Annotated in this window: 14 protein-coding genes; 3 read left to right on the top strand and 11 right to left on the bottom strand. The window is 69.7% G+C overall.

The genetic code is table 11. The features are described 5' to 3' along the window. Nucleotides 1–12 precede the first annotated feature (12 nt). Both FHT26_RS04010 and argJ read left to right on the top strand, forming a co-directional pair. Complete coding sequence (locus FHT26_RS04010; protein ID WP_168558894.1) at nt 13–615, top strand: GNAT family N-acetyltransferase; 603 nt, start codon at nt 13–15, stop codon at nt 613–615. Between the two features lie 9 nt (nt 616–624). Beyond that, nucleotides 625–1,854, top strand: coding sequence for a bifunctional glutamate N-acetyltransferase/amino-acid acetyltransferase ArgJ (gene argJ / locus FHT26_RS04005; RefSeq protein WP_168558893.1), 1,230 nt, complete (start codon nt 625–627; stop codon nt 1,852–1,854). A 638-nt stretch (nt 1,855–2,492) separates the two neighbouring features. Here the strand turns inward: argJ and FHT26_RS04000 are convergent. From FHT26_RS04000 to FHT26_RS03950, 11 genes are all read right to left on the bottom strand, one after another. Beyond that, entirely contained in the window at nt 2,493–3,665 is a 1,173-nt protein-coding gene (locus tag FHT26_RS04000; protein WP_168558892.1) for a glycosyltransferase family 2 protein, read from the bottom strand. Beyond that, the gene (locus FHT26_RS03995; RefSeq protein WP_168558891.1) at nt 3,662–4,813 is read right to left on the bottom strand and encodes a glycosyltransferase; all 1,152 of its coding nucleotides are present in this window, start codon (nt 4,811–4,813) and stop codon (nt 3,662–3,664) included. The genes FHT26_RS04000 and FHT26_RS03995 overlap by 4 nt, the downstream gene beginning before the upstream one ends. Beyond that, a complete protein-coding gene (locus FHT26_RS03990) occupies nt 4,810–5,421 on the bottom strand; it encodes a polysaccharide deacetylase family protein (RefSeq protein ID WP_168558890.1) in 612 nt (203 codons plus the stop codon). Before FHT26_RS03990 ends, FHT26_RS03995 begins: the two co-directional genes overlap by 4 nt. Continuing rightward, complete coding sequence (locus FHT26_RS03985; RefSeq protein WP_168558889.1) at nt 5,418–6,500, bottom strand: glycosyltransferase; 1,083 nt, start codon at nt 6,498–6,500, stop codon at nt 5,418–5,420. Before FHT26_RS03985 ends, FHT26_RS03990 begins: the two co-directional genes overlap by 4 nt. Before the next feature lie 26 nt (nt 6,501–6,526). After that, complete coding sequence (locus FHT26_RS03980; RefSeq protein ID WP_168558888.1) at nt 6,527–7,687, bottom strand: hypothetical protein; 1,161 nt, start codon at nt 7,685–7,687, stop codon at nt 6,527–6,529. Then, complete coding sequence (locus tag FHT26_RS03975) at nt 7,684–8,847, bottom strand: glycosyltransferase family 2 protein (RefSeq protein ID WP_168558887.1); 1,164 nt, start codon at nt 8,845–8,847, stop codon at nt 7,684–7,686. The genes FHT26_RS03980 and FHT26_RS03975 overlap by 4 nt, the downstream gene beginning before the upstream one ends. Nucleotides 8,848–8,878: 31 nt before the next feature. After that, nucleotides 8,879–10,627: a phosphotransferase family protein gene (locus tag FHT26_RS03970; protein ID WP_168558886.1), complete on the bottom strand. Its 1,749-nt coding sequence runs from the start codon at nt 10,625–10,627 to the stop codon at nt 8,879–8,881. Continuing rightward, the gene (locus FHT26_RS03965) at nt 10,627–11,595 is read right to left on the bottom strand and encodes a polysaccharide deacetylase family protein (RefSeq protein ID WP_168558885.1); all 969 of its coding nucleotides are present in this window, start codon (nt 11,593–11,595) and stop codon (nt 10,627–10,629) included. Before FHT26_RS03965 ends, FHT26_RS03970 begins: the two co-directional genes overlap by 1 nt. Nucleotides 11,596–11,666: 71 nt before the next feature. Beyond that, entirely contained in the window at nt 11,667–12,938 is a 1,272-nt protein-coding gene (locus FHT26_RS03960; RefSeq protein ID WP_168558884.1) for an O-antigen ligase family protein, read from the bottom strand. After that, a complete protein-coding gene (locus tag FHT26_RS03955) occupies nt 12,935–14,428 on the bottom strand; it encodes a lipopolysaccharide biosynthesis protein (protein WP_168558883.1) in 1,494 nt (497 codons plus the stop codon). Before FHT26_RS03955 ends, FHT26_RS03960 begins: the two co-directional genes overlap by 4 nt. Before the next feature lie 13 nt (nt 14,429–14,441). After that, entirely contained in the window at nt 14,442–15,566 is a 1,125-nt protein-coding gene (locus tag FHT26_RS03950; protein WP_168558882.1) for an acyltransferase family protein, read from the bottom strand. Nucleotides 15,567–15,763: 197 nt separating this feature from the next. On the opposite strand from FHT26_RS03950, the gene FHT26_RS03945 reads away from it, so the two are divergent. After that, complete coding sequence (locus FHT26_RS03945) at nt 15,764–16,924, top strand: imelysin family protein (protein ID WP_168558881.1); 1,161 nt, start codon at nt 15,764–15,766, stop codon at nt 16,922–16,924.

The raw sequence follows: 16,924 nt of genomic DNA, 5'->3' as shown, positions 1-16,924 counted from the left end.
GGGGTTCTGTTGATGGATGAATGCACGCTGCAAGGCGCGCCGAAAGAGCTGTTCACCCCGCGGCTGCGGCTGGAGCATCCGCGCGAGGCGCATGCGGCGTTCGTGATGGAGAGCGTGAATGCGTCGCTCGGCGAGCTGCGCTACGTCGCGTGGGGGCAGGTGCCGTTCACCGCGGCCACCGCCGAGCGTTTCTGTCGGCGCAATGCCGAGCGCGTGGCCGCCGGCGAATGCCTGATCTACTTCGCGTTCGACCGCGGCACCGGCGCGTTCGTCGGCAACCTCGACCTGCACAGCTTCGAGTTCGACGTGCCGCGCTGCCAGATCGGCTACGTGGCCGATTCGCGCCAGGCCGGGCGTGGCCTGATGCACGAAGCCGGCGCGGCGCTGGTGCAGCTGGCCTTCGATCTGGGCGTGATGCGCATCGAGGCCTGGTGCGACGCGCGCAACCGCCGCTCGATCGCGCTGGCCGAGCGCCTGGGCATGAAGCGCGAGGGCCTGCTGCGCGCCTACGAGCGAGACGAAAGCGGCGCGCTGTGCGACCAGGTCGTGCTCGCGAGACTTCATCACGACATCGCGTCTTTCTACAATGCATTCCCTCACCCGCTGCCCGACTGAAAGACCGCCATGCCCGTCAACCTGAGCGCTCCCGATCCGAAGACCCTGCACCCCGTTCCCGGCGTCAAGCTCGGCATCACGATGGCCGGCGTGCGCAAGGCCAACCGCCGCGACCTGAGCGTGATCACGCTGGCCGAGGGGTCGCAGGTGGCCGGCGTCTTCACCAGCAACCGTTTCTGTGCCGCGCCGGTGCAGCTGTGCCGCAAGCACCTGGCGAGCGGCACCGGCCCGCGCGCGATCGTGATCAACACCGGCAACGCCAATGCCGGTACCGGCGAAGACGGCCTGGTGCGCGCGTTCTCGACCTGCGTGGCGCTGGCGCGCCACCTGGAGCTGGCGCCCGAGCAGGTGCTGCCCTTCTCGACCGGTGTGATCATGGAGCCGCTGCCGAACGACCGCATCGAGGCCGGGCTGCCGGCGGCGCTGGCCGACCTGAAGGAGGACAACTGGGGCGTCGCGGCCGAAGCCATCATGACGACCGACACGCTGCCGAAGGCGGCGTCGCGCCAGCTGCGCATCGGCGGCAAGACGGTCACCGTGACCGGCATCAGCAAGGGCGCCGGGATGATCCGCCCGAACATGGCGACGATGCTGAGCTTCGTCGCGACCGATGCGGTGATCGCACCGGCGCTGATGCAGTCGCTGGTGCGCGAGGCGGCCGACCTGTCATTCAACCGCATCACGATCGACGGCGACACCTCGACCAACGATTCGTTCGTCGTCGTCGCGACCGGACAGGCCGGGCATGCACCGATCACGAGCGTCGACAGCGCGGAGGGTGCGGCGCTGCGCGAGGCGCTGGTCAGCGTGGCGCAGCAGCTCGCGCAGGCGATCGTGCGCGACGGCGAGGGCGCGACCAAGTTCATCACGGTGCAGGTGGATGCAGGCGGCAGCGAAGCCGAATGCCAGCAGGTGGCGTATGCGATCGCGCATTCGCCGCTGGTCAAGACGGCCTTCTTCGCAAGCGACCCGAACCTGGGGCGGATCCTGGCGGCGGTGGGCTATGCGGGCATCGCCGACCTCGACCAGACGAAGATCGACCTGTTCCTCGACGACGTGCACGTCGCGAAGCAGGGCGGGCGCAACCCGAGCTACCGCGAGGAAGACGGGCAGCGCGTGATGAAGCAGAGCGAGATCGACGTGCGGGTGGTGCTGAACCGCGGTACTGCGTCGGCGACGGTGTGGACGTGCGACCTGAGCTACGACTACGTGAAGATCAACGCGGACTATAGAAGCTAATCGGAGCGACAAAGGCGCGTGCGGGGAGGCTGTGGCGCGCCGTCAGGTGCGGTCTTCGCCCCTGGCGGGGCGAAGACTTCCCTCCGCTGACTGGCTTCAAGGCCCGTCGCCGAAACTCCCGCCGCTCGCTTCGCTCGCTGTGGTCAAACAGTCGGCGACAGTCAGTTGTTGAAGCGTGCTGCGCACGCGGGCCATGAATCCAGCCAGCTCCGGCACCCCCTCCTTATTGGCGCTCCACAGCCTCCCCGCACGCGCCTTTGCGAACCGCAGCGCTGTGTTTTGTGGAAAAGATTGAAGTGACCGACGAGCATGCGAGCGCCCGCGCGCTTCGTCGGTCTGTTCAATCTTTCCACCCCCAAAGAGCGGCTGGTTCTTTGCGGTGGGTGAGGGAATGGGCTGGGGGAATTCTGGGGCGACGGAGAAGATTGGCTTTGGGGATGGCGCGCGCCAGCGCGCTTCGTGGACTGACTCATCGGCACTGTTTGACCACAACGAACGAAGTGAGTGGAGGGAGTTTGCCGATGCATCTCCACAGCCGATCTTCTTCGTGGAGTCGGCCGCTAGGCCGACCGCTCCGGCATGAGTCCCCAGCCCATTCCCTCACCCACCGCGACGCGCCAACCAGACCGCACGAAAAATTATCTCCAGCGCTTCACGCCGCTGAGGCTCGTCAGGTAGATCCACGTCCGCCACGCGATGAACGCCGGCGCCCACAGGATGTCGAGGAAGGTCTTTGCCGGCACACCGCTCAGCAGGTTGCCGGCGATGAAGTACAACAGGTAGGCCGGCAGCAGTGCAAACGCGAGCGCGAATTGCCACGACGCCAGTCCGCAGACGGCCGCCGCCGCGACGATGGCGACGAACAGCAGGCTCAGCTGCACCGCATGCGACGGCAGCAGGAAGTCGATCATCAGGTTCAGTGCCGCCCCATCGCCGCTCGCGCGGAAACGGGCCCACAGCGCGCGCACGCTGCGCCCGACGATCGCCGAGCGCCCACCGGCCCAGCGCCGGCGCTGCGCCGCCGCTTCCTTCGCGGTCTCGGGGATCACGCTCGAGGCGCGGGCATGCTCCAGCCAGTGCACCCGCTGGCCGCTGCACACCAGCTTCACCAGCATCTCCTGGTCCTCGACCATCGTGTCCGAATGCCAGGGCATGCGCTGCAGCACGTCGCGCCGGAACACCATGCCGTGGCCGCGCAGGTTGCAGCTCCAGCCGGCCTGGCTGCGCGCCAGTTCCTCCAGCCGGTTCTCGACCACCGCGTTCATGTAGTTCAGCCGCGAGAACAGCGTGGCCTGCCAGTTGTGCACGCCGACACGGCCCTGCAGCACCGCATGGCCTTCGTGCAGGCCGGCCGCGGCCTGCTGGAAGAACAATGGGTCGACCAGGTTGTCGGCGTCGAAGAACGCTACTGCGTCGAGTGCGTCGCCATGCCTTGCTTCCAGCGTCGTGATGCCCTCGGCGAGGCTCGCGGTCTTGCCGCGGGCGCCGCTCTGGCGGTCCAGGCAGTCGAAGCCGGCCGCACGGATCTCGGCCACCGTCGCATCGCTGCAGTGGTCGGCGACGAACAGGACCGCGAGCTGCGCGCGCGGGTAGTCCACCCGGGCCAGCGACGCGAACAGCGGGCCGAGCACGCCTTCCTCGTTGTGCGCCGGCACCAGCACGCCGAAGCGCTTGTCGCGGCGCGGCGCCAGCGGCGCCGGCGCGCGCACGCCCCACAGCCCGCGGATCGCCTGGTAGAAGAAGATCGCGGCCACCCCCAGCACCAGCGCACTCGCGGCCACCGCCGCGACGATCCACAGTGCGTGCATCATGCGGCGCTCCCGGCGGCAGAAGCCGGCGCGCCGGGCCGCACCAGGCCTGCTTCGTAGATCTCGACCATGCGCTTCATCCGCGCGTCGAACAGGAAGCCGTCGCGCACCTTCGCCGCCGCCGCCGCGCCCATCGCGGCACGGCGCGCCGGGTCGCCGAGCAGGCTCGCGAGCGATTCGACGAAGCGCGCCAGGTCGCCCGGCGGCACCAGCAGCCCGTCGACGCCGTCGCTCACCACCTCCGGAATGCCGCCCACCGCCATCGCGACGCCCGGCACGCCGTGCAGCATCGCTTCGAGCAGCACGTTCGGCAGGCCTTCGCGCAGCGAGGCCATCGCCAGCAGGTCGAGTGCCGGGTAGATCGCCGGCAGGTCGTTGCGGTGGCCGAGCAGCCGCACCGTGCCGTCGAGCTTCAGCTGCGCCACCTGCGCCTCGATCTCGGCACGCTGCGCGCCTTCGCCAGCGATCAGGAAGCGCGCCTTCGGAAAGCGCGGCGCGAGCTGCGCGGCCGCGTCGACGAACAACCGGTGCCCCTTCTCGATGCCGAGCCGGCCGACGATCGCGACGACCTGCGCATCGTCCTCCAGTCCGAGCGCCGCGCGTGCATCGCTGCGGGCTTGCGCACCGTGGGCCTGGTACGAGCTGCGGATCGCGTTGTGCACGACGGTGATCCTGCGATCCGGCACGCCGGCCGCGATCGCCAGCTGACGGTAGCTCTGCGACACGCAGACCACGCGATCGAAGAAGCGCCACAGGAAGGCCTGCAGGCGTTCATACAGCCGCACCTTCGCGTTCTCCGAGGTCCAGCCGTGTGCGGTCGTCAGCGCCGTCACCTTCGCGCGGCGCGCGGCCAGCAGCGTGTACAGGTCGGCCTTGTAGCCGTGGCTGTGCGCCACCGTGCCGGGCTGTGCCGCGAGCTTGCCGGCGAGCACGCGGATGGCGCCCAGGTCGAGCTTGCCGATCGACTGCAGGCATTCGTGGTCGATGCCGGCCTCGCGCAGCTTGCGCGAGATCGGCGTGTCGTCGGTGTGCCAGATGTTGATGATCCGGGCGTGCCAGTCGCTGCCGCGCAGCGCGAGGCATTCGTTGATCACGGTCTTCTCGGGGCCGAACACGTCGTCGGCGCTGATGATGTGGATGAGGGTCTTCACACGGTCTCCAGGACGCCGAAGCGCAGGCCGGCTGCGCGGGCGTTGTCCAGCAAACGCGGCAGGGCCTGCGCGGTCACCGGGGTGTCGTCATGGAACAGCAGGATGTCGCCGTCCGTCAGGGCCTGCGGCGTGACCCGCGCTTCGAGCTCGGCCGCCTGCTGCACGAACGAGTCGCGCGTCTCGAACGACCACATCACGATCTTCACGCGGTTCAGCAGGCACCAGCCGATGCGCAGCACCGACAGTTCACCGTAGGCCGGCCGGTAGCTGCGCAGCCGCACGCCGAAGCGCGCCGCCACCGCGCGCATGCGGCGCAGGTCGTCGAGCTGTTCGCGCCAGCCCATGTCGGCGCAGTGCCGGTGCGTGAAGCCGTGCAGCGCGATCGCATGGCCGCGCGCGCGCACCTCGGTCACCAGCGCCGGGTGGCGTTCCATTTCCTGGCCGATCATGAAGAAGGTGGCCTTCACGCCGGCCTGGTCCAGCGCATCGAGCACCTGCGGCGTGACGACCGGGTGCGGGCCGTCGTCGAAGCTCAGGTACAGGTCGGGTGCGTCGCCGCGGTAGCGCAGCACCGGGCTCAGCAGCTTGCGCAGCACCGCCTTGATCATTGAAGGCCTCCGGCATAGAGCTGCAGGTAGCGCTGGGCGGCGCTCTCGAGCGAGAAGGCCTCGCGCTGGCGTTGCGCGGCGGCCCGGCCGAGCACGGTGCGGCGGCTCGCGTCCTGCAGCAGCGTCAGCATCGCGTCGGCGAACGCGGCCTCGTCGCCATCGGGCACCAGCAGGCCGCTCTCGCCCTGCAGCACGGTCTCGGGGATGCCGCCGACCTGGGTGCCGACGACCGGCAGCCCGGCGCGCATCGCCTCCAGGATCGCGATCGACACGCCTTCGTAGTGCGACGACATCAGGAACACATCGGCGGCCGCGAGCAGCTCGGCGACATCGTTGCGGAAGCCGAGGAACTCGACCCGCGCGGCGATGCCGAGCGAGGCGGCGAGCGCTTCGAGCGCCGGGCGGTCGGGCCCGTCGCCGACCAGCTGCAGCCGCGAATCGGGCCGCGCGGCGGCGACGCGCGCGAACGCCCGGATCATCATCGCGTGGTTCTTCACCGCCGCCATGCGGCCGACGGTGATGAAGGTGGTGCCGCGGCGCTCTCCCTTCAGCTCGAGCCGTTCGTCGATGCCGTTGTGCACCGTCTCGACGCGGCGCGCGTCGATGCCGATGTTCTCGACCACGTAGCTCTGGATCGAATGCGACACCGTGACGATGCGCTGATGCCAGCGCGCCGCGAAGCGCTCCAGCCGGTGGCGCAGCGCGAGCTTCAGGCGCGGGATGAAGCGCCGGCCGTAGTCCTGGTAGTTGCCGTGCACCGTGTGCACCAGCGGCACGCCGGCCAGCCGGGCGGCGAGGGCCGATTCGAGGTAGACGCCCCACAGGTGCGAATGCATCACGTCGAAGCCCTGTTCGCGCACGAGCCGGGCCAGGCGCCACGGCACGGTCAGGTCGTTGCCTTCGCTCTTGCCGAGCGAGAACACCTGCACGCCGTCGCCCAGGCGCTGCGCCAGTTCGCCGCTGTGCTTCACGCAGCAGACGGCGGGCTGGCAGCGGCCCTTGGTGGCGGCGACGAGGTCGACGACGACCTTCTCGGCGCCGCCGAAGTCGAGCGTCTCGATCACGTGGAGGACTCTCATGCTTTTCTGTTTCTGCGTGTCGCGGCTCACGCCACAACCTCCGCCCGCATCGAAGAAGCCTTCACCGGCTCGTTCTTGCACAGCCGCTCGATCTGCTGGTACATCTCCCAGGCCGTCACGTAGTGCAGCGAGAACCCCGGCCGGTCGCGAAAGCGCTTTTCCAGCTCGGTCCACATGCGCTGCATGCCGCCGTCGAGAAGCGCGCCCGCGGTGCGCTCCTCGGCGCCGTGCGTGTGCACCTTGATGAACAGGTGGTTCTCGGCGCCTTCGATGCCGATGGCGGCCCGCTCCCACAGCGCAATGCGCGCCGCGGTCGGCAACGCGTCGGCCGAGATCTCGCTCGACTCGATGCGCGGCATGATGCCGGCCTTGCGGTCGCTCCAGTTCAGCGCCAGCGGGCCTTGCACCATCAGCAGCTCCTTGTGCTGCAGCCAGTCGCCGACGCGCGCATCGCGGCCGTGGTCGTGCGACTTGCAGCAGCCCGCTTCGCCGTGCGCGAAGTAGATCGAGTTGATCTTGCTCGTCTGCGTGTCGCTCGGCGCCGACGGCAGCGTCATGTCCATGCGGCAACCGGTCTCGTGCAGCACGTCCAGCTCGTTGTCCACGCCGCACCAGCGGCCGTCGGGCCGCGAGTTGTCGAGCGCCCAGTTGCCGTGGATGAAGGCGTACAGCACCTGGCCCGTCACCGGGTCCTTGCGCAACAGGCCGTGCCGCTCGTGCAGCAGCGTCGTGAAACCGGTCAGCGTCTTGCGCAGGTTCTCCGCCGTGTCGTTGTCGTGGTGCAGGTGCACCTCCACGTCGCCGAAGCCGCGCCGGCACAGGTCGGCCAGCTGGTCGAGGATCACCTCGTCGTACTCCTCCTCGGGGTAGAAGAACGAATGCTGCGGATGGCGCCCGTTGCTGTCGGTGTGCTCGGCAGCGATCGTCGGGTAGCGTTCCATCCAGCGGTCGACGCGGGCGCGCGCGGTCGCCAGGTCGGGCTTGTGCCAGAACGGCTCGTAGTGGTCGGCGAAGCAGAAGTGCACATGGGTGTGCGCCGCGTTGCGCCCGCGCAGCCGGCGCGGCCATTGCCGCAGGTAGCTCGCGATCCACAGGTCCATGTGGCGCGAGCGCAGCAGGCGCCAGACCACGCCGGCCCCCGCGGCGATCACGACGACGGCAACGAGCAACAGGATCGCGACCATCATCGTTGGGCCTTTCGCCAGCTCGTGCCCTGCTTGCCGGTCACGAAGCGCACGAAGCCGAGCAGCGCGGCCAGGTTCATCGTGCAGAAATAGAAGGGCACGTACAGCGCCGTCGGCAGCGGCCCGCGCCGCAGCCTGAGCCAGCCGGCCCACGCGGTGCCGTAGAACAGCAGCTGCAGCACCACCAGCGCCTGGTATGCCGCTTCGCCGGTCGCGGCCAGCCACAGCGAGCCGATCGCGATCGCCACCAGGAACAGCGGCACCAGATAGCGCAGCACCTTGTGCGACAGGTAGGCGAGCGCGAACCATGACAGCGGCGGCAGCAGCCGGCGCCATTGCTGCGCAATGGTCTGGAAGCCGCCCGCCACCATGCGCACCTTGACGAAGAAGTCGTCCTCGATACGGATCGATGCGTACTCGGTGGAACGCGCCGCCGGCTCGTACAGGATGCGCTTGCGCTGGTCGACGATGTCGAAGGTGATCTGCGCGTCGTCGTTGATGATGTCCTCGGCAATCGGCCGCCACAGCCCGCGGCGCATCGCGAAGATCTCGCCGTCGGCATTGGTGATCGAGCCGATCTGCCCCTCGGCCAGCTTGATCGCCGATTCGTAGCGCCAGTACAGCCCGTCGCCGACGCTGCTCTCGCGGTCGCCGGCCTCGCGGATCTGCTTGACGCCGCACACACCGCCCACCGCCGGGTCGGCGAAATGCTGCACCAGCGCCTTCAGCGCGTCGCGGTTGAAATCATTGTTGGCATCGGAGAACACCACGATCTCGCCGGTGGCCGCCGCCACGCCGCGGTTCAGCGCGGCCGTCTTGCCGCGGCGCGGGGCCAGGTGCATCGACACGGCGCCCCGGTCGGCGTAGCGCGACACGATCTGCGGCGTGCTGTCGCTGGACCCGTCGGAGACGACGATCAGCTCGATCGGCTGCGGATAGTCGAGCTCCAGCGAGTTGAGGATCTTGCCCTCGATCACGCGCTCTTCGTTGTACGCGGCGATCAGCAGCGTGACGCGCGGCCACTGCGCACTGCCCTCGGGGGTCGCAGGATAAAGCGCCGCGGCGCCCCGGCCGCGCCAGCGCGCGATCAGCAGCACCAGCGCCGGGTAGACCGCATAGTGGTACAGCACCGCGGCAATGCTCAGCAGGACGATCGGTTTCATCTCGGGGTCGTTCTCGTCATTCGTTTCATCGTCAGCCCAACGGGCGCGCCGCCGTGCGCGGCACCGGCGCACCCGGCAGCACGCTGGCCAGCGCCGCCGGCATCGGCGAGCGCAGCAGCAGTTCGACACAGCTCTCGATCAGCGCATTCAGCTCGGCACTCGCCTGCGTGGACCACTGGCCGTGCCAGCGGCAGCCGATGTGGTGCACGACGACCAGCGTCCGCAGCACCGGCACCAGCCGCTCCGGCAGCCGCGTTGCGCGCCAGTACTCGGCTTCCACAGCCAGCTCGTTCGGGCTCACCCGGCCCGTCAACAGTGCGCGCGCCGCCTGCAGCCAGCTCTCGCCGCCCAGCATGCGGTTGTACGTCAGCAGGTAGGCCATGTCGATGTACGGCAGGCCGCACAGCATCGCATGCTCCCAGTCGATCACGCCGGTGATCTCGCAGGTCTGCGGGTCGTACATCACGTTCTCGATCTTGAAATCGCCGTGGCTGCAGACGTCCAGCCACACGTGGCCGAGCACGTGCTCGCGCATGTGCTGCCCGAGCCGCTGCAGCGCTGCAGCGGACTGCGGGTTGCGCAGCACGGCCGAGTCGAAGATCGGTTGCAGGCTGGTCTCCCAGGCCTCGTCGTCCATCACGCGCTTCACGCAGGTCACCTCGTGCAGCGCCAGCAGGAAACGCTGCGCGGTGCGCGTCACGCGATCCAGCCCCGGCACCGGCGCATCGGCGGTCACGCCGCGCATGTGCTGCAGCACGAAGCAGTCGTTGCCGTCGAGCTTGAAGCGGTCGAGCACGCGCGGCAGCAGCACGCCCAGGTGCGCCGGCAGCATCGCATGCAGGCGGCGCAGGCTCTCGGCCTCCTGCACGCGGCGCGCCACCGCCAGCGGGTCGCGGGTGACGACAACCACGCGCGAGGTCTCGCGGTCGGAATCGGGCCGGAAGGTCGCGATCACCTTGCCGCTCAGCAGCACCAGGTACTGCACCCAGTGGAACTGGTGGCCGCCGGCCTGCAGCGTCAGCGCGACCGCATCGATCAGCCCCGGCTGCGGGTCGCCGATCCAGCCCACCGCGGCCAGGGCCGGCGCGAACCAGCGCGCGGCGCGCGGGCCCCACAGCCATTGCTTGATGCGCTCGCGCGTCAGGCCCTGGTTCTTGGTCGGCAGGTAACCGGTGGGTGCGATGGCCTCGCTGATGCCGGCGTATTCGTTCAGCAGCAGCGGGTGCACGCGCGGCGCGCGCACGCCCAGGCGGCGCAACTGCGACGCGAGCGTGAACCACGGCCAGGCGCTCGCGCCGCGCCGCAGGCCGCTGGCCAGGCGCTCGCGGCTCAGGCCGAAGCGGTTCGGCGTGGCCAGCAGCACGAAGGCGCCATCGCGCAGCAGCGGGCGCGCCTGCGCCAGCAGCCGGCCCAGGCCGCCGCGCACCTTGGCCAGCGCGCGGCCGCTCAGGTCGCTGACGACCAGCCCGTCGAACGCGATCGGCGCAGCGCGCTGCAAGTCCTCGAGCGCGATCACCTCGACATGCGACCAGCCGTGCGCCCGCACGCGCTGCGCGAGCTCGTCGGCGCTGCGGCCGTCGGCGGCCAGCACGCGCACCCGTGCGCAGCGCTGCGCCAACGCGGTGACGGCCGGGCCGCCGTCGTCGAGGCAGACGACGGAGCGGCCGCCCAGCGGCCCGACCAGCAGCTCCCAGCCCTCTTGCCAGGGCGGGGCGTTGTGCAGGTCGGCCGGCTGCGAGATCGGCGGCGGCGTCATGGACGGGATCGCGAGCTCGGCCATCAGACGAAGATTCCGGGAAAGGTCATGCGGGCCATGAACAGGGGATGCGGGATGTAGCGCTCGACCGCGATGCGCTTCAGCGCGAAACGGTCGGCGCAGCTCGGGTCGTTGACGCCGTCGATGTAGGCCAGCGCGGCACGGTAGCCGCATTCCTTCGCGATCGCGACGACGCGGTCGTTGAAGGTGTAGGTCTTGCCGACCGGATAGGCCAGCAGGTCGGCGCTCTGGCCGGTCTCGCGGCGGATGGTCTCGCGCGACTGCGACAGCTCGAAGCGCACGCGCTCCTCGGTCTGCATCGACAGCACCGGGTGGGTGACGGTGTGCGAGCCGAATTCGATGCCGTGCCGCGTCATCTCGCGCACCTGGTCCCAGTTCAGCGCCGACGCGGGCGCCGCTTCGGCCGGCGCGGCATGGTGGCCGAGCAGCGCCTCCAGCTCCTGCAGCGCGTCGCGGCGGCGGTCGTCGGCCAGGCGCTTCAGCACCGACAGCAGCCGGTCGGAGGCGGCACGGCGCGACGCCACGTCGGACAGCTGCAGCGTCACGTCGGCCAGCGGCAGCCGCAGCGTGCCGGCGGGTGCGCAGAACAGCAGCGTCGACACCCGGTCGAACCAGAACGGATCGCGGCTGCCGATGTACAGCGTCGACAGGAAGATGGTCGCCGGCACGTTCATCTCGCGCAGCAGCGGGAAAGCGTGGGTGTAGTTGTCGAGGTGGCCGTCGTCGAAGGTGATCGCGACGCTGCGCGGCGGCAGCGCCCGGCCGCGCTCGATCGCGTCCATCGCGCTCGACAGCCCGATCGGGTTCCAGTGCTCGCGCAGGAAGCTGAGCTGGCGGCGGAATTCGGCGACGCTCGCGCTGATGAGCTCGGGGTCGGCCGCGAAGCGGGATTCGTCGGCCAGGTCCTGGATGCGGTGGTACGCGAGGATGGTCAGCCCGCGCGGCCCGCTGCGCAGGCGCGCGCGCGTCACCCCGGCCCTCTCCAGCCATCTCGCCAGCATTGCCTGCTTGCCGCCCATGGTGTCCCCTCGCTCCGTGACTGCTAGTAGTACCCCATGATGAACACCTTGAAGGCCATGTAGTACGCGACCTGGAAGGCCACGATGATCATGAAGTCCTTGCGGGTGAATCTCACGGGTTGTGTGGTGAAGCGGCCCACCGCGGCCGTCATTCCCAGGAGGAAATACATGATCTCCGTCTCGAGCGAGACGAAGAGCGAACTGATCAGGTAGCCGGACAGGCTCATCAGCACCGCCAGCAGCGCCTGCCGCTCGGTCGGCTCGGTGGCTTCCTTGAGCCGCACGACGATGTGCTTGATGCCCATGTAGATGACCGCGATCCACAGGAACATGCCGGGGAAGCCGGTCTCGCCCATCGCCTCCAGCGCGGAGTTGTGAGCGACCAGCTTGCGGGTGTAGACGGCGAAGTTGCCCTTGCCGACGCCGAACAGCGGGCTCTCCTGCACCATCTGCAGCCCCATCGCCCACATCTCGACGCGGCCCTGGGCCGAGTTGTTCGAATCCTTGGTCTCGGTCAGGTACGACGGCGCCGCGGCCAGCGCGATGCCGCCGCAGGCCGCCGCGAGCACCAGCTTGCCCAGGCTGATCTTGAAGCGCGACACGATGAACATGCCGACCATCGCCGCGGTGGCCAGGATGCCGCCGCGCGAGCCGGTGTAGAAGGCCGCCAGCAGCAGCGGGAAGGTCAGCCCGACGGCGGCGACCAGCCGCAGCCACAGCGCATACGGGCTCACCATGTACTGGAACGCGAACGGCGCGGCGGCGGTGAACATCACGCAGAACACGCCCGGGCCGTCGAAGATGCCGATCCAGCGGATGCGCGACTTCAGCCCGATCGACGACGCCGAGCCGTCGATCCACGCGAAGCTCTGCCCGGCCCAGCCGATGCCCTCGGGGTTGTTCATGTGCTGGATGCCTTCGATCGCGATCAGCAGCGCGAGCGCGATCAGCGCATAGCCGGTGCGCTTCAGGTCGGTCACGTCGCTGATGGTCGCGCTGACGAGGCGGTACACCAGGAACAGCTTCGCGTAGTAGACGAGGTAGAACTGGCCGATGTCGGTGAGGCCGGCGACCATCACGCTGAGGAAGATCCAGACGTACATCAACAGGAAGAAGTAGTCCTGCGTGCGGAAGCGGAACACCTCGCCGAAGCGGCCGCGCGACGCCAGCACGATGACCCACATCGGGTAGACGATGTAGTCGACGCGCAGCCCGAGCAGCGGCGACCACCACAGCTGCGGCGCGACCAGCAGGCTGCCGAGGAACAGCCAGATCGGGAGCACGGCAAAGCTCATGCGGCTGCTCCGCTCGGCCGGCCCAGGCGCTGCAGCAGCTTCGCGCGCGCCGCGGCCAGCTCGGCCGGCTCGATCACGCGCGTCGCGACGATGCCGACCAGGAAAGCGGCGCCGAGCACGAAGCGCAGCGGCAGGCTCCACAGCAGCGGCAGCTGGTCGGCGAGCTGGCCGGCGACCGCGACGGCGACCACCAGCGCGAGCAGCGTGCCGAGCTTGCGCCATTCGTAGTGCACCGGGAAGAAGCGCTGGCTGATGCGGTCGGTCATCACCACCGAGACGATGGAAACGCCGAGCACCGACAGGCAGGCGCCGAGGATGCCGAAGGCCCAGATCAGCGGCACGCCCAGCACCAGGCCGGCAATGCAGGCCGCGATCGCGATGTGGAAGATGCTGCTGGATTGCTTCTGGTAGTAGATGCCGGTCTGCAGCGGGTAGGTCAGCACCTGCAGCACCGCGGCCAGCACCAGCCACGGCAGGTAGCGCGCGGCGCTCCAGTAGGCGGGCGCGGCAATCAGGCGCAGCGCGTCGCCGGCGAACAGCACGATGGCCAGCCCGATCAGCGACAGGATCACCGCCAGGTAGCGCACCACCTGGGCCTGGATGGTGCCGGCGTCGTCGCGCTCCATGATGGTGAAGCGGAACGCGCCGTAGGCCCGGTTGATCGGCTCGCCGACCAGGTCGGACGCAAGCTTCGACAGCTTCAGCGCCAACGCATAGATGCCCAGCGCCTCCAGCGACACCAGCGACTGAAGCAGGAAGCGGTCGGCGGTGCTCGCGACGATGCCGACCATCGTGGTCCACAGCAGCGGCAGGCTGTAGCGCAGCACCGGCATCAGCTTGGCCCATTCGAAGCGCAGCCCGCATTCGCGCAGCGTCACCCACGACAGCACCGCGAAGCCGAGCCCGACGGTCAGGCAGTTGCCGGCCATCACGCCTTCGACGCCGGCGTCGAAGTGCATCAGCGCGACCGAGTTGGCGATCACCTGCACCACCAGCTTCACGAACGAGACGACGATGAACAGCATCGAGCGCTCGACCGCGCGCACATAGGCCAGGCCGACCTGCGACGCGAGCTCGAACACGATGGTGGCGAGCATCCAGTGCATTGCGCCGCCGAGGTTCGAGATGCCCTGGCCCTTGAACAGCCAGCCGGCGAGCGGCGTCGAGAACAGCGCGACGACCAGCACCCCGGCGGTGGAGATCGCGATCGATGCGATCAGGTTGGTGCTGACCACCGCGCGGCGGTCGGCGGCGTCCTTGTAGTCGAAGTAGAAGCGCAGCGTCGCATGCGCGATGCCGACGCCGAGCACGCCGGACACCACCGACGAGACCAGGTACAGGGTTTCGAGCGTGCCGTACTCGGCCGGCGTCAGCAGCCGGGTGTAGATCGGCAGCAGCAGGAAGGCGCCGACGCGGTTCAGCGCATTTCCGATGGCATAGATGCCCGAGTGCTTGAAGAAGCGGCCGACTTCCGTGGAGGTGGAGGACATGGGAAGGGCAGGGTCAGGTCGCGACGGCGGCATGCACCGCGGGGGCGGGGGCGCGGGGCATCGGCACCTTCCTGCTCCAGCGGATGGCCGGCAGCTCGACGGCGCGGTACAGGATCCACGCGGCGACGAGGCTGGTGGCGATGCCGCAGGCCATGTACAGCAGGCCGAGCGGCACGGAAGGGTGGTCGCCGAACAGCTTCTTCAGCACCGAGATCGTGCTCCAGCCGACGATCGGGTGCATCAGGTAGAGGCTGTACGACAGCTTGCCGAGGAACTGGTGCACCGCGCTGCCGAGCCAGCCGCGCGCCGCGACCCAGCGGCTGGACAGCACCAGCACCAGCGCGGCGAGCACCGGCGCCAGGTGGGGCAGCGACGGCGCGCTGCCGAACACCACCACGAGCTCGACGCCGACCAGCGCCCACCACCAGCGCCACGACAGGTCGCCGAACACGCACCAGCAGGTCAGCGTGCCCAGCGCGAACATGTGCCAGTAGCGCACGAACAGGCCGTCGACCGGCAGCTTGATCTGGCCGACCGCGAGCACCAGCGACAGCGCGGCGAGTGCGGCGATCGCGAGGATCGGACGGCTGCGCGGCTGCGCCGGATCGTGCGCGGCGGTCAGGATCACCACCAGCACAAGGTAGAACTGCAGCTCGATGCACAGCGTCCAGAACACCGCCGAGATGTCGCCGTAGCCGAGGATGTCCTGCAGGTAGAACAGGTGCGAGACGATCTGCGCGGTGGAGAACTGGCCGCGGCCGGCGAGTTCGCTGAACATCAGCGCCGACAGCTTGGCCATCGCGATGCACAGCACGATGGTGGCCCAGTACGGCGGGTCGAGCCGCACCGAGCGGCGCAGCGCGAACATCGCGACATAGCGGCCCGACAGCGGCGCGTCGCGCAGGCTCATCGAGATCACGAAGCCGCTGAGCACGAAGAACACGTTGACGCCGGTGGCGCCGAAGCTGCCGATCAGCGCGTGCAGCCCGTCGGGCACGAAGGGGCGCAGCAGCGTCTCGGTGTTGAGGTAGAGGTGGTAGAGCACGACCAGCATCGCCGCGATGCCGCGCAGGCCGTCGACCGTCAGGTTGCGCGAGGGCAACGAGGCGGGGGCGGCGGAGGCGTCGGGTCGGGTCATGCGGCGGGAGATGCGGGCGGTTTCGGCGGGGTCGGGCCGCGGCGTCTCGCGGCTCCCGGCCAGGGGAAAGGCGTCGCATTGCACCATAGGGATCTGGCAGAAAACACCACCCGGGCAGGGGGTCGCCCCTCGGGCAGGGGGGCGGCCGCCGCGGGCGAAAAGCGCGCGCGGAGTGTGACTTTGTCCATAATCTGCCGATGCGTCCGAGCCCGGTCCACCCACCGCACCGCGCCGCCCTGGCGCGCCGCGAGCTGCTGTTGCGGCTGGCGTCGGCTGTCGCCGTCTCGGCGGCTCCGGTCGGCGCAAGCGCGGCCACCGACCCGTTCGTCGCCTGGATGCAGATGCTGCACGACCAGTGGGCGGTGCCGGCCTACGAGGCGCTGGACCGCAGCGCGACCGGGCTGGTCGCGGTGCTCGACGCGGCGATGGCGGCCGGCGGCAACCTGACGCCGGCCCAGCTGAAGGACTGCCAGGCGCTGTGGCTGCAGGCGATGCGGACCTGGCGCCGGCTGGAGGCCTTGCAGATGGGGCCGACGCTGGCGCGCCGCAGTTCGAAGGCGATCGATTTCTGGCCGACGCGACCGAAGGTGATCCAGCAGGCGGCCACCGTCACCGCGACGGCGCCGATGACCGGCACCGCGGCGGCCGACGCGATGGAGCGCTGGGGCACCGCGGTGAAGGGGCTGCCGGCGCTCGAATGGCTGCTGTTCCCGGCCGGCAGCGAGCCGAACGCGCCGGTGATGCGCGGCCCGGTGCTGTGCCGCTACACGCTGCGCATCGCGATGTCGCTGATGGAAGAGGTGGGGCTGCTGCTGGCCGGCTGGCGCGCCGAGGCCGACCGCTGGCGCTCGGCGACGCCGCCCGACGTGCCGGCGGCGAAGAAGCTGATCCTGAACCTGCTGGTCGGCAGCATCGAGCTGCTGCGCGGCAAGAAGCTCGAGAAGGCGGCCCGCGCGCAGGCGCTGCAGGTGCCGGGGCAGCGCGACGCGCTGGAGAACTTCGACAGCATGCGCACGAAGCACACGCGGGAGTTCCTGCTGGCGCATGTGGACGGCGTCGCGCAACTGCTGCTCGGACAGACGCCGGGGCTGGCCTACACGCAGGGCGGGCCGCGCTGGGGGCTGGACGACGTGCTGGCCGAACAGGGGCTCGGCAAGCCGCATGGGCCGGCGTTGCGCCGCGCGGTGGCGGCGGTGCGGCAGTCGATCGCGGCGCTGCCGGTCGACGCGGCGACCTGGACGCCGGCGCGCATCGCGGCGCCGGTGAAGGCGCTGGTCGCGCTGCGCGCGGTGATCGACCCGCCGATCGCGACGGCGTGGAAGGTGACGATCGAGTTCACCGATGCGGATGGGGATTGA

This window comes from Rhizobacter sp. SG703 (genome assembly GCF_012275445.1).
In the GTDB taxonomy this organism is placed as follows: Bacteria; Pseudomonadota; Gammaproteobacteria; order Burkholderiales; family Burkholderiaceae_C; genus Rhizobacter.
The sequence above is the reverse complement of the archived record's forward strand: the minus strand, read 5'-3'. Positions and strand labels throughout refer to the sequence as shown.

Bases quoted from the DNA above. Each gene is read 5' to 3' on its own strand.
- FHT26_RS03960 (WP_168558884.1), bottom strand. From the start codon at position 12,938: ATGAGCTTTGCCGTGCTCCCGATCTGGCTGTTCCTCGGCAGCCTGCTG.
- FHT26_RS03945 (WP_168558881.1), top strand. From the start codon at position 15,764: ATGCGTCCGAGCCCGGTCCACCCACCGCACCGCGCCGCCCTGGCGCGC.
- FHT26_RS03980 (WP_168558888.1), bottom strand. From the start codon at position 7,687: ATGATGGTCGCGATCCTGTTGCTCGTTGCCGTCGTCGTGATCGCCGCG.
- FHT26_RS03955 (WP_168558883.1), bottom strand. From the start codon at position 14,428: ATGTCCTCCACCTCCACGGAAGTCGGCCGCTTCTTCAAGCACTCGGGC.
- FHT26_RS03985 (WP_168558889.1), bottom strand. From the start codon at position 6,500: ATGAGAGTCCTCCACGTGATCGAGACGCTCGACTTCGGCGGCGCCGAG.
- FHT26_RS04000 (WP_168558892.1), bottom strand. From the start codon at position 3,665: ATGATGCACGCACTGTGGATCGTCGCGGCGGTGGCCGCGAGTGCGCTG.
- FHT26_RS03970 (WP_168558886.1), bottom strand. From the start codon at position 10,627: ATGGCCGAGCTCGCGATCCCGTCCATGACGCCGCCGCCGATCTCGCAG.
- FHT26_RS04010 (WP_168558894.1), top strand. From the start codon at position 13: ATGGATGAATGCACGCTGCAAGGCGCGCCGAAAGAGCTGTTCACCCCG.
- FHT26_RS03950 (WP_168558882.1), bottom strand. From the start codon at position 15,566: ATGACCCGACCCGACGCCTCCGCCGCCCCCGCCTCGTTGCCCTCGCGC.
- argJ (WP_168558893.1), top strand. From the start codon at position 625: ATGCCCGTCAACCTGAGCGCTCCCGATCCGAAGACCCTGCACCCCGTT.
- FHT26_RS03990 (WP_168558890.1), bottom strand. From the start codon at position 5,421: ATGATCAAGGCGGTGCTGCGCAAGCTGCTGAGCCCGGTGCTGCGCTAC.
- FHT26_RS03975 (WP_168558887.1), bottom strand. From the start codon at position 8,847: ATGAAACCGATCGTCCTGCTGAGCATTGCCGCGGTGCTGTACCACTAT.